Origin of the sequence: Noviherbaspirillum malthae, from assembly GCF_015352985.1 — a bacterium.
Classification (GTDB): Bacteria; Pseudomonadota; Gammaproteobacteria; order Burkholderiales; family Burkholderiaceae_D; genus Noviherbaspirillum; species Noviherbaspirillum malthae.
Genome location: NZ_JACYXF010000001.1, coordinates 44,831 through 57,839 on the forward strand (window position 1 = coordinate 44,831; position 13,009 = coordinate 57,839).

Annotated in this window: 13 protein-coding genes; 12 read left to right on the forward strand and 1 reads right to left on the reverse strand. The window is 63.4% G+C overall.

The genetic code is table 11. The features are described 5' to 3' along the window. Nucleotides 1–33 precede the first annotated feature (33 nt). Nucleotides 34–480 (forward strand): SH3 domain-containing protein, encoded by a 447-nt coding sequence (locus IGW03_RS00240; protein WP_194721164.1) that lies wholly within the window; start codon nucleotides 34–36, stop codon nucleotides 478–480. 46 nt (nucleotides 481–526) lie between these two features. After that, complete coding sequence (locus IGW03_RS00245) at nucleotides 527–1,543, forward strand: NAD(P)H-dependent glycerol-3-phosphate dehydrogenase (protein ID WP_194720510.1); 1,017 nt, start codon at nucleotides 527–529, stop codon at nucleotides 1,541–1,543. 609 nt (nucleotides 1,544–2,152) lie between these two features. On the opposite strand, the gene IGW03_RS00250 is transcribed toward IGW03_RS00245, so the two are convergent. Further along, nucleotides 2,153–2,506 (reverse strand): cupin domain-containing protein, encoded by a 354-nt coding sequence (locus tag IGW03_RS00250; RefSeq protein ID WP_194720511.1) that lies wholly within the window; start codon nucleotides 2,504–2,506, stop codon nucleotides 2,153–2,155. Between the two features lie 282 nt (nucleotides 2,507–2,788). Here IGW03_RS00250 and IGW03_RS00255 point away from each other — a divergent pair, with 282 nt between their 5' ends. The 10 genes from IGW03_RS00255 (at nucleotide 2,789) to gspD (ending at nucleotide 13,009) form a co-directional block, all read left to right on the forward strand. Next, nucleotides 2,789–4,543, forward strand: a complete 1,755-nt coding sequence (locus IGW03_RS00255; protein ID WP_194720512.1) for an extracellular catalytic domain type 2 short-chain-length polyhydroxyalkanoate depolymerase — start codon at nucleotides 2,789–2,791, stop codon at nucleotides 4,541–4,543. Between the two features lie 412 nt (nucleotides 4,544–4,955). Beyond that, nucleotides 4,956–5,420 carry a type II secretion system major pseudopilin GspG gene (gene gspG, locus IGW03_RS00260; RefSeq protein WP_194720513.1) on the forward strand — a complete coding sequence of 155 codons (465 nt, stop codon included), beginning with the start codon at nucleotides 4,956–4,958 and terminating at the stop codon, nucleotides 5,418–5,420. Then, complete coding sequence (locus IGW03_RS00265) at nucleotides 5,408–5,917, forward strand: GspH/FimT family pseudopilin (protein WP_194720514.1); 510 nt, start codon at nucleotides 5,408–5,410, stop codon at nucleotides 5,915–5,917. The genes gspG and IGW03_RS00265 overlap by 13 nt, the downstream gene beginning before the upstream one ends. A gap of 2 nt (nucleotides 5,918–5,919) precedes the next feature. Beyond that, on the forward strand, nucleotides 5,920–6,315 hold the full coding sequence (gene gspI / locus IGW03_RS00270; RefSeq protein ID WP_438943611.1) for a type II secretion system minor pseudopilin GspI: 396 nt from the start codon (nucleotides 5,920–5,922) through the stop codon (nucleotides 6,313–6,315). Next, on the forward strand, nucleotides 6,312–6,971 hold the full coding sequence (locus IGW03_RS00275; protein ID WP_194720516.1) for a prepilin-type N-terminal cleavage/methylation domain-containing protein: 660 nt from the start codon (nucleotides 6,312–6,314) through the stop codon (nucleotides 6,969–6,971). Before gspI ends, IGW03_RS00275 begins: the two co-directional genes overlap by 4 nt. Next, nucleotides 6,968–8,026 carry a type II secretion system minor pseudopilin GspK gene (gene gspK / locus IGW03_RS00280; RefSeq protein WP_228534844.1) on the forward strand — a complete coding sequence of 353 codons (1,059 nt, stop codon included), beginning with the start codon at nucleotides 6,968–6,970 and terminating at the stop codon, nucleotides 8,024–8,026. The genes IGW03_RS00275 and gspK overlap by 4 nt, the downstream gene beginning before the upstream one ends. Before the next feature lie 17 nt (nucleotides 8,027–8,043). Then, on the forward strand, nucleotides 8,044–9,294 hold the full coding sequence (gene gspL, locus IGW03_RS00285) for a type II secretion system protein GspL (protein ID WP_194720517.1): 1,251 nt from the start codon (nucleotides 8,044–8,046) through the stop codon (nucleotides 9,292–9,294). Then, on the forward strand, nucleotides 9,291–9,821 hold the full coding sequence (locus IGW03_RS00290; RefSeq protein ID WP_194720518.1) for a type II secretion system protein M: 531 nt from the start codon (nucleotides 9,291–9,293) through the stop codon (nucleotides 9,819–9,821). The genes gspL and IGW03_RS00290 overlap by 4 nt, the downstream gene beginning before the upstream one ends. 93 nt (nucleotides 9,822–9,914) lie before the next feature. Beyond that, nucleotides 9,915–10,688: a type II secretion system protein N gene (locus IGW03_RS00295; protein ID WP_194720519.1), complete on the forward strand. Its 774-nt coding sequence runs from the start codon at nucleotides 9,915–9,917 to the stop codon at nucleotides 10,686–10,688. Further along, nucleotides 10,685–13,009, forward strand: a complete 2,325-nt coding sequence (gene gspD / locus IGW03_RS00300) for a type II secretion system secretin GspD (RefSeq protein WP_194720520.1) — start codon at nucleotides 10,685–10,687, stop codon at nucleotides 13,007–13,009. The genes IGW03_RS00295 and gspD overlap by 4 nt, the downstream gene beginning before the upstream one ends.

Genomic DNA, 13,009 nt, shown 5'->3' on the forward strand with positions numbered 1-13,009 from the left:
TAACGAGATCATGGATAGACCAGGGAGGTCATGATGAAATCTGCGCGTCTCTTCCTGTCGTGCGCCGCCTTGCTGTGTGCGACAGGCGCTGCTCAAGCCATCGAATACAAATCCATCGGCCCCGCGCCGGCCATTTTCTATGATGCGCCGTCGCTGAAAGGGCGCAAGATGTTCGTCGCGCCGCGCGGCATGCCGGTCGAGGTGGTGCTGACCTACGGCGACTGGGTCAAGGTGCGCGACGCGGGCGGCGACCTGTCATGGGTCGAGGCCAAGATGCTTGTCGTCAGGCGCAATGTCGTGGTCAAGACCGGCGGCACCCGCATACGGGAAAGCGCTGCCGATACCGCACCGGTCAGCTTCACGACCGACAAGGGCGTGCTGCTGGAGCTGCTGGAAACGGCCCCGGCCGGATGGCTGAAGGTGCGCCACCGCGACGGCCAGAGCGGCTTCGTCAAGGCAGGCGAAGTCTGGGGCAGCTGATCCCGGACGGCACGCCGGCCTGCGTTTCTTCGAGCACAACAACAAGATGAATATCACCATACTTGGCGCGGGAGCCTGGGGTACCGCGCTGGCCATCGCACTCGCCGACCGTCACCGCGTGCTGCTGTGGGGCCGCGACGAGGCGGCGATGCGGCAAGCCGCGGCAGCACGGGAAAACCGCGCCTACCTGCCGGGCTTCCAGCTGCCGGCGGCGCTCGACATCAGCGCCGATTTCCCGCGTGCCGTCGGCCATGTCGCCGCAGCGCAGGACAGCCTGCTGGTAGTCGCCTCTTCCGTCTCCGGCTTGCGTCCGCTGGCGCATCAGCTTCAGCTTGAACGGCAGCAGGGACGAGCCATTCCCAACCTGGTCTGGCTGTGCAAGGGCTTCGAGGAAAGTACGCGGCTGCTGCCGCATCAGGTGGTGCGTGAGGTGCTCGGCAGCGACGTGCCGCACGGCGCCCTGTCAGGGCCGTCGTTCGCGCAGGAAGTCGCGCACGGCATGCCCTGCGCGCTGACCATCGCCTCGCACACGGCGGCACTGCGCGACACCGTGGTCCAGGCCGTGCACGGCCGCTCGATCCGCGTGTATTCCACCGATGACCTGGCCGGCGTGGAAGTCGGCGGCGCGGTCAAGAACATCCTCGCGATCGCCACCGGCGTCATCGACGGTCTCGGCCTCGGGCTGAATGCGCGCGCTGCGCTGATCACGCGTGGCCTGGCCGAGATCAGCCGCCTGGGCATTGCCCTCGGCGGGCGTCCGGAAACCTTCATGGGCCTGGCCGGCGTCGGCGACCTGATCCTGACCTGCACCGGCGACCTTTCCCGCAACCGCAAGGTCGGCCTCGGCCTGGCCGAAGGCAAGAGCCTGGACACCATCGTCGCGGAGCTCGGGCATGTCGCCGAAGGCGTGCGCTGCGCCCAGGCAGTGCGTCAATTGGCTGCCGAATACGGCGTCGACATGCCGATCACGCAGGCGGTGGCGGCGGTCTTGTTCGATGGTGATTCGCCGAAGGAGATGGTGCACAGGCTGCTGGCGCGCGATCCGCGCGATGAGGCGGCGTAGGCGGCGGTATAACGAGCTTGAGCGGGAAGGGCGGGAATTCGGCTGGGGCTTGGACGGTCCTAGCTTCTGTATTCGCGCGACACGACGCTCTTTTGGCGTCGTTAAAAGGGGTTATCCACAGACTCTTTGTACTGGCTTGGTCTGCTGCCTTGCTTGCCTGTTCAGCGATGGTTTTTGTGTGTTGGGACTGTTGTCTCTCTTGCGAGCGCCCTCACCCCCAGCCCCTCTCCCGCTTGCGGGAGAGGGGAGTCGACCGCCGGTGGCTAACTAGGACCAAGCTTGCGCATGGAGGCTGTTAGCTCCCCCCTCTATCGACGCCAAAAGTGTCCGGCATAAAGCGGATAAAGAAGCGCAGTTGTCTGAGCCGGAGGCGAGTTTCTGCGCTTCCCGCTTTGCAGCCTTCACTTTTGGGAACCCCGCAGGGGCGCCGATAGGGGCGTCGCACCTCGGCGGCCCCCTTCTTTTGCTTACTTTTCTTGGCGAGACAAGAAAAGTAAGTGGCCGCCGGGCCACCCCCGGCAAGCCTCCGCGAAGAAACCAAGGTTCAAATTAGTCGCGAACGTAAATCTTTTTGTGCAGGATAGCTATCTGCACTACTTACTCAAAACCTCACTTCCCATTCCCCTTGCTATCCTCCCCCTTCCGCAACATCGTCATCAACACCGAAGCATTCTCCCCCGCCGCCAGCGCATAAGCGGTATTCCCCTGCAGATAAAGCATCTGCCCTGCCCGCAAGGTCCTGCGCTCTCCAAGCGCCTCCACTTCCACGCTGCCCTCGAGGCACTGCAAGGTCAGCTCCCCCTCGATCTGATGCGCGGGGATCGACTTCCCCTTGGGCAGTACCAGCCGCATCACTTCAAAATCATCCGTCCGCACCAGCGCTATCGATGCGGAGTCGATCAACTGGTCGCCAAGCGGGCGGATATCGATCAGCTCGCCGGGAGTGGCATGGGGCAGTGACATGGGTTTCTCCTTATGCAGCACGGGTTTCGATGTTATCAAGACTGCATCGGCATGAGGTTTGTTCCTTCATGAACCGTCCGGCGCACATCGCCGAACACATGCATGCCGGAAAGCCTTGGCATGCATCAATATGGTAGAACTACTAGGTCCCGTTGCGTTTTCGCGGTTTCTCACTAAGCTTGCTCCACCAGCAGAACCTCTGCGGTAAAAAAGCGTTCTGCGGACGCACGGGGCCAGACGTGCGGATTCGATTGAAACGAATAAAACAATCAGGAGACACGCATGGTCGGTTCCATCCCGCATGGCCGCCGCCTATCCCATGGCGCGCGCAACATTCTGGCAGCAGTCGGCTTCACGGCCGCAGCGGCTGCCCATTCCGCAATCACGCTTCCCGCCTACAACGTCGACCTCAGCCAGAGCTCGGTCTCGGGCCTGTCCTCGGGCGGTTTCATGGCCGCGCAGCTGCATGTCGCCTATTCGGCCACCTTCAAGGCCGGGGCCGGCATCGTCGCCGGCGGCCCGTTCTACTGCGCGCAGGGCAGCCTGAGCACGGCCACCGGCCCCTGCATGGCCGCGACCAGCACCAGCAAGCCGGCCACGTCCACCCTCATTTCCACCACCAACAGCTGGGCCGGACAGGGCGTGATCGACCCCACCGGCAACCTCGCCAACTCGAAGGTCTATCTCTATTCCGGCACCATCGACAGCACGGTCAGGCAGCTGGTGATGAACGAAGCGAGGGCCTACTATGCCAACTACGTCAACAGCGCCAACCTGTTCTACAAGAACAATGTCGCTTCCGAACATGCGATGGTGACCGATTACTTCGGCAGCGGCTGCAGCGTCAAGGGCAGTCCCTACATCAACAATTGCAACTTCGATCTCGCCGGCGAAATTTTGAAATGGATCTACGGTTCGCTCAATCCGAAGAACACCGGCACGCTGGGCGGCAGCTTCATCGAATACAACCAGGGCGACTTCATCGCCAGCCCGACTTCCCATGGCATGGCCAATACCGGCTGGGCCTATGTTCCGGCAAGCTGCGCGGCCAATCAGGTGTGCCGGGTGCATGTGGCGCTCCACGGCTGCCAGCAGGACACGACCAAGATCCAGGACCGCTACTACCGCAACACCGGATACAACAAATGGGCCGACACCAACAACATCATCGTGCTCTATCCGCAGACCGCGCCGAGCAGTGTCGGCAATCCCAACGGCTGCTGGGACTGGTGGGGATATGACGATCCCAACTATGCCAAGAAGAGTGGCCGCCAGATGGTCGCCATCAAGGGCATGGTCGACAAGGTATCGAGCGGCTTCGTGCCGCTGCCCGCGCCCGCCGGCCTGGTGTCGACCGGCGCCACCGACAGCTCCATTTCTTTGCAGTGGAACGCGGTCTCCGGCGCCGCAGGCTACAACGTCTACCGCATGGGCACCAAGGTCAATGCCAGCATGGTGACCGGCACGGCTTATACCGATTCCGGGCTGCTGCCGGGCACCAGCTATACCTATACGGTCAGGGCGGTGACGTCGAGCGGAGCCGCCGGACCGGACTCGGCACCGGTATCCGCCAGCACCACCGGCAATCCGCCGCCGCTGGCGACGCCGGCGGGCCTCACGGTCAACGGCACCACCTCGAGCTCGGTTACGCTGGCCTGGGGCGCATCCAGCGGTGCTGCAGGCTACAACGTCTACCGCAACGGCACCAAGGTCACCGCCAGCCCGACTGCGGCCACCAGCTATACCGACAACGGCTTGGCGGCCAGCACCACGTATTCGTATGCGGTGTCGGCCACCAGCTCGGGCCGCGAAAGCGCGCTGTCGGCGCCGGTGAGCGCAACCACCAAGTCCTCGTTCGTCTGCACCGCGACCACGTCCAGCAACTATGCGCACGTGCAGGCCGGGCGTGCCCATAACAGCGGAGGTTATGCGCTTGCCAACGGCTCGAACCAGAACATGGGTTTGAACAATACCTTCTATACCACCACGCTGGCACAGACGGCGCCCGGCTTTTACATCATCGGCAATTGCCCTTGAGCATTGCAGCTTGAACGGCTCGAGGAGCGAATTTCTTCAGGGAATCGCTCTTCGAGTTTTTTTGTATCAATATGCCCCTGATGCAAACTAATTGAGAAAACTCAAGTCAGAGAGCACGCGACACAGGCAATGTGCCGCCTTCTATGTTGCTCTGTGCTGTCCTATGCTTCGGTATACGAGTGCAGCCTGCCGCCCCGGGCCGGCATGACAATGGACAATGTTTTTTTACCTTGTCGAAGTTCTCGCCGGCAATTGGCCGCATAATCTACCGGCATCATCAACTTAATTGCGTGCAATATTTCATATAAGCAAGCGCGCTGCTGATGCATGACGGTAATCGGGAGGTCATCGGGAAGTGGCATGCTTCCGTCATATACTAGTGGTTTGTTAGTCCTTCAATTAGATCTACTTTATGCAAAACAACCATTCCTTCGCTTCGCGTCGTACCCTGCCGCGCGCATTCAGCCGCGGCTTTACCCTGATCGAAATCATGGTGGTCGTGGTCATCATGGGCATTCTGGCCGCACTCGTGGTGCCCAAGCTGATGGGCCGCGCGGATGATGCGCGCATTACCGCGGCGCGTCAGGACATCGCCACCCTGATGTCCGCCCTCAAGCTCTACAAGCTCGACAACCAGCGCTATCCATCGACCGAACAAGGATTGCAGGCCCTGATCAGCAAGCCGACCAGCGGCCCGGCCGCCAACGGCTGGAAGAGCGGCGGCTATATCGACAAGCTGCCCAAGGATCCGTGGGGCAATGCCTATCAATACCTGTCTCCCGGCGTGAAGGGCGAGATCGACGTCTTTTCCTTCGGCGCCGACGGCCAGGCCGGCGGGTCCGGCAATGACGCAGACGTGGGTTCGTGGGATCTCTGATTCATTCTTCGCCGACCTTGATCCAGCGCGTCCGCCCGACCGCGGCGCGCGGCTTCACCCTGCTTGAATTGCTGGTGGTATTGGTCATTGCTGCGCTGCTGATGGGCGTGGTGGCCTTCAATGCCATGCCCGGCGAGCGGCAGGCGCTGCAGAACGAGGCCCAGCGCATTGCACTGCTGCTGCAGCTGGCGCGCGACGAAGCCATCGTGCGCAACAGGCCGATCGCCTTCGAAGCCGACAACACCCGTTACCGCTTCCTCATCCGCGAGGAAAACCAGTGGCAGCCGCTGGGACAGGACGACCTGCTGCGCGAGCGCGAATACAGCCGCGCACCAATCGGCTTGTCGATCGTGCCCCAGCTGTCGGCCGACAACGGTCCGCTGCGCATCGTGTTCGGCCGCGAGCCGGTCGACAAGCCTTTCCTGCTGACGCTGGCGATAGGCGAATCCAGCGTGGCAATACGTGCCGACGGCGTCGGCCACTTCACGGTGGAATGATCATGCGCAGCCACCGTCTTTCATCAAATTCACGAGGCTTCACTCTGCTCGAGGTGCTGGTCGCCCTGGTCATCGTCGGCACCGCGCTCGGCGCCAGCCTGCGCGCCGTCGGCGGCCTCACGCAGAACAGCAGCGGCCTGCGCTCGGCCATGATGGCAACCTGGTCGGCCGAAAACCGCCTGGCGCAGATCCGCCTCGGGCGCGAATATCCGGCCATCGGCAAGCGCAGCTTCGAATGCCCGCAGGGCGACCTGCGGCTGATCTGCGAGGAAGATGTGCTGACCACGCCGAATCCGTTCTTCCGGCGCGTCGAAGTCAGCGTGTACGACGGCGGCGATACCCAGCGCCGCCTGATCAAGCTGGCGCAGATCGTGCCCGACCCGCAGAGGGCGCGATGAAGGCGCAGCGCGGTTTCACCCTGATCGAACTGCTGGTCGCCGTCATGGTGCTGGCCATCGTCGCCGTACTCGGCTGGCGCGGCCTCGACAGCATCGTGCGCGCTCGTGTATCGCTCAACGCCGACCTGGACCATACGCGCGGCATGCAGCTGGCCTTCGCGCAGATGCAGAGCGACCTCGACAATATCGCGGTCAAGAAGACCATTGGAAACCGATCGGTGCTGTCCGCACAGGCGGGACGGATAACGCTGGTGCGAAGCGTTTATGCGGAGAACCAGCCGACCCGTGTGCAGGTCGTGGCTTATCGTATTCGCGACGGCTTGCTGACCCGGCGCGAGTCGCTGGCCACGCGTAACCTTCAGGAACTCGATGTGGCGTGGCGGGCGATGCTCGCCGACACCGACAATTCGGCAGTCGTCCAGCTTACGACGGATGTCCTGGCCATGCCGGTGCGCATCTTTATTCTCGACAATCAGGGGTGGCGCGCGGCGGTCGAGAATGCGGCATCGATGTCGGGGACACCGGCGCGCACGACGCCACAGGGGCTGCCGCAAGCCGCGCTGGTCGCTACCGAACCGACAGGCCTCGAAGTGACGCTGCAGTTGCGCGACCGTCCCGCCGGGTTGATCAAGATTTTCCTGCTGGGGGTCGTATGAAGATGCGCACGCTTTCCCGTCAGCGCGGCGTCGCCGTGGTCACCGCGCTGCTGCTGACCACGCTGGCGATCACCATTGTCGCCAGCCTGTTCTGGCAGCAGCAGGTGCAGGTGCGCTCGATCGAGAACCAGCGGCTTCAAATGCAGAAGCAGTGGATTCTGCGTGGCGCGATTGATTATGCAAGGCTGATCCTGATGGCGGATCGCACGCCGAATTCCGATGGTCTGGATGAGCCCTGGGCGGTGCCGCTAGCCGAGACGCGGCTCGACGACTATGTGGAAAACGGGCGTTCAGGCTCCGATGTCCCGGATGCGGTGTTGTCAGGCGCAATTGAAGATGCACAAGGGCGCTTCAATCTTGCAGGCATATGCTGTATCAACAATCGGCCTAATGAAGCCAAGGTAAAAGCATTCGGACGCCTGCTCAGCGCTCTGCAGCTCAATGCGTCGCTGGCACAGGCGACAGCCAATTATCTGCTGTCGGCACAGGCAGCAGGCAACACGATCGACAGTTCAACTCTCGGAGCAGGCGGCGGGACCAGTACCACCAGTCCGAATGCGGGAGGCGGCTCAACCGGCACCAATCCCGCAGGAGGCACCCAAACCAATCCCGGCGCTCAAGTCGCTTCGACGGCAGCGCAGCGGACATTGAGTCTGGTACATGTCGATGATCTGCTGGCGGTACCGGGTTTCACGCCCGAGATCCTGGAAAAGTTGAGGCCTTATTTGATTGTGCTAGAAGATGCCACTCCAATTAATATCAATACTGCCTCGGAAGAAGTCATTTATGCAGTCATTGATACACTTTCCATCTCGGATGCCAGGGCAATCGTCATGGCGCGTAGAAATGCATCGTTTCGCAGCATCAATGATCCTGCCTTGACGGGCATTCTGGGACAGAGAACGATTGGCTCTGCTGCTAATGTCGCAACGGGCTATTTCTTGATCAACGGCAAGGTACGTCTTAATCGTGCCGGCATGCAGATGCAGGCATTGATAAAAAGAGAGCTTGGTTCACAAAGCCGGTCCCAAGTCATCTGGATCCGCGAATTCTAAAAAGAAAGAGCACAACATTGAGCACCCTTTACATACGCCTGCCGTCGCATGCCTTTGCGGAAAACCTGCAGCCGGGCATGCCGTTGTATTGCGAATATGCGTCGGCGACCAATAGCGGCGCGCTGGAACGCGAGGGCATGGCGGCCTTGCCCGACATGAGCGAGCTGGTACGCAAGGCACAGCGCGTGGTGCTGCTGCTGGCGCCGGGCGATGTCACGCTGCTGCGGGTGAAGGTGCCGCCGCTGTCGCCGGGGCGCCTGAAGGCCGCACTTCCGAATCTGGTGGAAGACCAGCTGATGAGCGATCCCGCCGAATGCGTAGTAGTCGCCGACGGCACACGCAATGAAACGCGCACGGTTGCCGTCGTGCAGCGCTCCTGGCTGGAATTGCTGGCGCGCACGCTGACCACCTTGGGCGCGCGCAGCGTGGCGGCCGTGCCGGCGCAGCTGTGCCTGCCGGTGCAGGCCGATGCGGTCAGTGCCGCCGTTGCCGAACACGGCGGCGACATTGATGTGGCGGTCCGCCTGTCCGAGCAGGAGGGATTGGGCCTGTCGATCGTGCCCGACCAGCCCGAATCGGCCGCATTTGAAGTGATGCAGTCGCTGGCCATGGTGGTGCCGCAGGCGCCCATCGTGCTCCATGTGCCGCAGGCAAGGGTGCGCGATTACCAGGATTCGCTGCGCATCGCGCCGGCGCTGAGCGAGCGCATCACGCTGCATGCCGACAACTGGCCGCGCTGGATCGGCGCTGCCGCCAAGGCGCCGCTCGACCTGATGAGCGGACTGGGCGCCGCCGCCGGGCCGAAGTTCGACTGGTCGCGCTGGCGCTGGCCGGTTGCGCTGGCGCTGCTGCTGCTGACAATCAATCTGGTCGGCCTGAACGTCGACTGGCTGCGCATGAAGCGTGAAGCCGAAGTCTTGCAGGCCGGCATGGTGCAGACTTACAAGGCCGCCTTCCCGAAGGAGACCGTCGTCATCGATCCGCTGGTGCAGCTGCGGCAGAAGCTCTCGGGCGGACAGCGGCAGGCCGGCCAGATCGCGCCTGACGATTTCGTCGGGCTTGCCGCCGGCTTCGGCGAAGCCTGGAGCGGACTCGGGCAGGGCGGCAATGCCATCGCCGGACTCGAGTACCGCGATCGCAGCCTGACCGTGAAATTCAAGCCCGATGCCAACGTGCCGGCCGACCAGCTCAACAGCGCGCTGTCGTCGCGCAACCTGTCGGCAACGCAGTCCGGCAGCGGCGTATGGCAGATCAGGAGCGGAAAATGAATGCAGCCACCAGCCGCGCGGGCGGCATGAAACAATCCTTTTCGACATTCTGGGGCGCGCGCAACAAGCGCGAGCGCAACATGCTGGCCATCGCCGCCGCCGTGGTCGTGCTCGGCCTGCTGTATGCGCTGCTCATCGATCCGGCGCTCAGCGGCCGCCAGGCATTGGAGCGCAAGCTGCCGACGCTGCGCCAGCAGTCGGCCGAGGTGCAGGCGCTGGCCAGGGAAGCCTCGAGCAGCGGCGTCGCGGCCCGCGCCAACGCCAATACGCCGCCTCCGCCGCCGATCACGCGCGAGCGCCTTGAAGCCTCGCTGTCGGAAAAGGGCTTGAAGGCGCAGAGCCTGAGCGTAACCGGCGAACTGGCGCGCGTGCAGCTCGCCGGCGTATCCTTCGCCAGCACCGTGGAATGGCTGACGGAGCTGCAGCGCACTTACAGCGTCGGCGTGGTCGATGCGGTGGTGGAAGCGCAGGCGCAACCCGATACGGTGAATGCGACGCTGTCGCTGCGCCAGCAAAAGGCCCAATGAGGGCTCAATGCGGATTCAATGAGGGTCCCGTAAGGAAGCAATGAAAAACGCAACGAAAGGCGCAATGAGCAAAGCAGGGGAGAAACAATAAAAGTGCGACGCCTCGTGATATGGTTACTGGCGGCGATCGTCAGCATGGCGCTGACGGTCATCGTGTTTTGTCCGGCGTCTTGGATGAGCTTGCTGCTGGAAAGGCAGACCAACGGCCGGCTGACGCTGGGCGACGCCCAGGGCACGCTGTGGAACGGCTCCGGTTTCGTCGGCGGCGCGCCCAGCCGCTCCGATCCGGTGACGCCGCTGCTGCCGGGGCGGTTCTCCTGGCGACTGTCGCCGCTGGTGCTGCTGGGCCAGGTGGATATTGCATTGGAGAACAAGGAAGCGCTGACCCAGCCGGTGCGCATTACCGGCAGCTGGAACCAGTGGCAGGTATCGCCGGGAGGCATGCACCTGCCGGCCGAGCGACTGGCCGGGCTGGGCGCACCGCTCAACACCATCCAGCCCGCCGGCCGCATGCTGCTGAGCTGGACGCCGCTGCAGCTGGCGCGCAAAGGCAATGCCGTCGAAGTCAGCGGCACGACGACGCTGCAGATGGACGACATCGCCTCGCGTCTGTCACCGATCAAACCGCTGGGAGCTTACCAACTGATAATGGATTGGCGCGGCCAGCAGGCACAGCTGGCCCTGACAAGCAAAAGTGGTCCGCTGCTGCTGAGCGGCACAGGTTCGCTGGCCAACGGGAGACTGCGGTTTTCCGGCAAGGCCGAAGCAGAAGAAGGGCAGGAAGAAAGGCTGGCAAATCTCTTGAATTTGCTGGGACAACGCCGACGAGAAAACGGCAAAGATGTTATCGCGCTAGAGTTCAAATGAAAAAAAATCGATCAGCAGAAACATTCCAGAAAACGTCCGGGAAGACCGCGGCAGGCCTGACTGCACCGTGGCGCCGCATCAGCGCTGCCGCATTGTTGCTGTGTGCCATGGCAGGCATGCCGAACGTCAATGCGCAGGACCCGAATTCCAACCAGGCGACGCTCAATTTCGTCGGCGCCGACATCGAATCGGTGGTCAAGGCCATCGGGCACTACACGCGTACCACCTTCATCATCGATCCGCGCGTCAAGGGCACCATCAACCTGGTGTCGGAAAAGCCGGTGAGCAAGCAGCAGGCGCTGCAGATGCTGGCTTCCTCGCTGCGGCTGCAGGGCTTCGCGATGGTCAGGAGCGACGGCGTCACCAAGGTGGTGCCGGAAGCCGACGCCAAGCTGCAGGCCGGCCCCATCCAGTCCACCGGCGACGTGCGCGGCGACCAGATCGCCACGCAGATTTTCCGTCTCAACTATGAGTCGGCCGCCAACCTGGTCCAGGTGCTGCGTCCGCTGATTTCGCCCAACAACACCATCAACGTCAATCCCGGCAACAACAGCATCGTCATCACCGACTATGCCGACAACCTCAAGCGCCTCTCGCGCATCATTGCCGCGCTGGATTCGCCGGCCGTGGGCGACCTCGACGTGGTCCCGGTGCGCAATGCGGTCGCCACCGACGTGGCGGTGATGGTCAACCGCCTGCTCGAACAGAGCGGTCCGGCCGCCGGCGGCGACGCCGGCCGGGTCTCCGTGCTGGCCGATACCCGCACCAATTCGCTGATCGTGCGCGCGCCGTCGGTGGCGCGCGCCAACCTGGCCAAGTCGCTGATCGCCAAGCTCGACCAGCAGACTTCGCAGCCCGGCAACGTGCATGTGGTCTACCTGCGCAATGCCGATGCCGTGCGGCTGGCGCAGACGCTGCGGGCGGTGGTCGCCTCCGACCCGAATGCCCAGGCCAACCTCGGCAGCCAGCAGCAGCCGCAGCAGCTTCAGCAGCAGCCGCAGCAGGTTTCGCCCGGCTCCCAGACCCAGCTCGGCCAGGGCGCGCTGAACCAGAACTCGCAGTCGACCAACCCCTTGCCGACAGGCGGCGCAGGCGGCTTCATCCAGGCCGATCCGGCAACCAACGCCCTCATCATTACCGCCAGCGAAGCGGTCTACCGCAACCTGCGCGCGGTGATCGACCAGCTCGATGCGCGCCGCGCGCAGATCTATGTGGAAACCCTGATCGTCGAAGTCAGCGCCGACCGCGCCGCCGAACTCGGCATCCAGTGGGCCGGCCTGTCGGGCGACGCCAGCAGCAGCTACCGGGTCGGCGGAGCGACAGGGTTTACCACCCAAGGCTCCGGCACCAACCTGATCAGCCAGGCCATCTCGCAAGTAACCAACGGCACGCCGCTGCCTCCGGGCAACGGTTTGAACCTCGGCATCTTCCGCCAGATCGGCGGTTCGCTGACCTTGGGCGTGCTGGCCCGGGCGCTGGAATCCGAAGGCAATGCCAACATCCTGTCGATGCCCAACCTGATCACGCTCGACAACGAGGAAGCCCGCATCATCGTCGGCCAGAACGTGCCTTTCGTGACCGGCCAGTTCACCACGGCGGCCTCCGGCGGCGCTGCCGGCGTCAACCCCTTCCAGACCATCGAACGCAAGGACGTGGGCCTGTCGCTGCGCGTGCGGCCGCAGGTCTCCGAAGGCGGCACGGTCAAGATGGCGATCTACCAGGAGACGTCGAACATCCAGCCGACCAGCAATGCGTCCGACATCATCACCAACAAGCGCTCGATCGAAACCAACGTGCTGGTCGATGACGGTCAGATCATCGTGCTCGGCGGCCTGATCGAGGACCGCGTCACCGACGGCGTCGAGCAGGTGCCCGGACTGGGCAACCTGCCGGTCGTCGGCAACCTGTTCAAGTACCGCAACCGCTCGGGCCGCAAGACCAACCTGATGGTCTTCCTGAAGCCGACGGTCCTGCGCACCAATGATCAAAGCATCAACCTTGCAGCGGACCGCTACGACTACATACGGAACGTCCAGGGCAATGCACAGTCAACCCATCCTCTGCTGCTGCGCGACGTCAACACCCCGGTCGTGCCGCCGCTGCAGAACGGCCGCGCGGTAGGCGGCGGTCTGGTCAATATCGACCCCCGTGCGGAAACTCCCGCCGGCACCGTCGACAACCCGCCGCCCCTGTCGCCCAACCGTGCGCCGCCCGCTCCGCCCGAGCCGATGCCTGCGCCGTCGCAGGGACCGGTGCCGACACCTTCTCCGGTGCCGGGGACCAGCCAGCAGCAGGGCGCCCCCGCAACCAACAGACAATAG

Bases quoted from the DNA above. Each gene is read 5' to 3' on its own strand.
- IGW03_RS00245 (WP_194720510.1), top strand. From the start codon at position 527: ATGAATATCACCATACTTGGCGCGGGAGCCTGGGGTACCGCGCTGGCC.
- gspK (WP_228534844.1), top strand. From the start codon at position 6,968: ATGAAGATGCGCACGCTTTCCCGTCAGCGCGGCGTCGCCGTGGTCACC.
- IGW03_RS00275 (WP_194720516.1), top strand. From the start codon at position 6,312: ATGAAGGCGCAGCGCGGTTTCACCCTGATCGAACTGCTGGTCGCCGTC.
- gspI (WP_438943611.1), top strand. From the start codon at position 5,920: ATGCGCAGCCACCGTCTTTCATCAAATTCACGAGGCTTCACTCTGCTC.
- IGW03_RS00250 (WP_194720511.1), bottom strand. From the start codon at position 2,506: ATGTCACTGCCCCATGCCACTCCCGGCGAGCTGATCGATATCCGCCCG.
- IGW03_RS00290 (WP_194720518.1), top strand. From the start codon at position 9,291: ATGAATGCAGCCACCAGCCGCGCGGGCGGCATGAAACAATCCTTTTCG.
- gspD (WP_194720520.1), top strand. From the start codon at position 10,685: ATGAAAAAAAATCGATCAGCAGAAACATTCCAGAAAACGTCCGGGAAG.
- IGW03_RS00240 (WP_194721164.1), top strand. From the start codon at position 34: ATGAAATCTGCGCGTCTCTTCCTGTCGTGCGCCGCCTTGCTGTGTGCG.
- IGW03_RS00255 (WP_194720512.1), top strand. From the start codon at position 2,789: ATGGTCGGTTCCATCCCGCATGGCCGCCGCCTATCCCATGGCGCGCGC.
- gspG (WP_194720513.1), top strand. From the start codon at position 4,956: ATGCAAAACAACCATTCCTTCGCTTCGCGTCGTACCCTGCCGCGCGCA.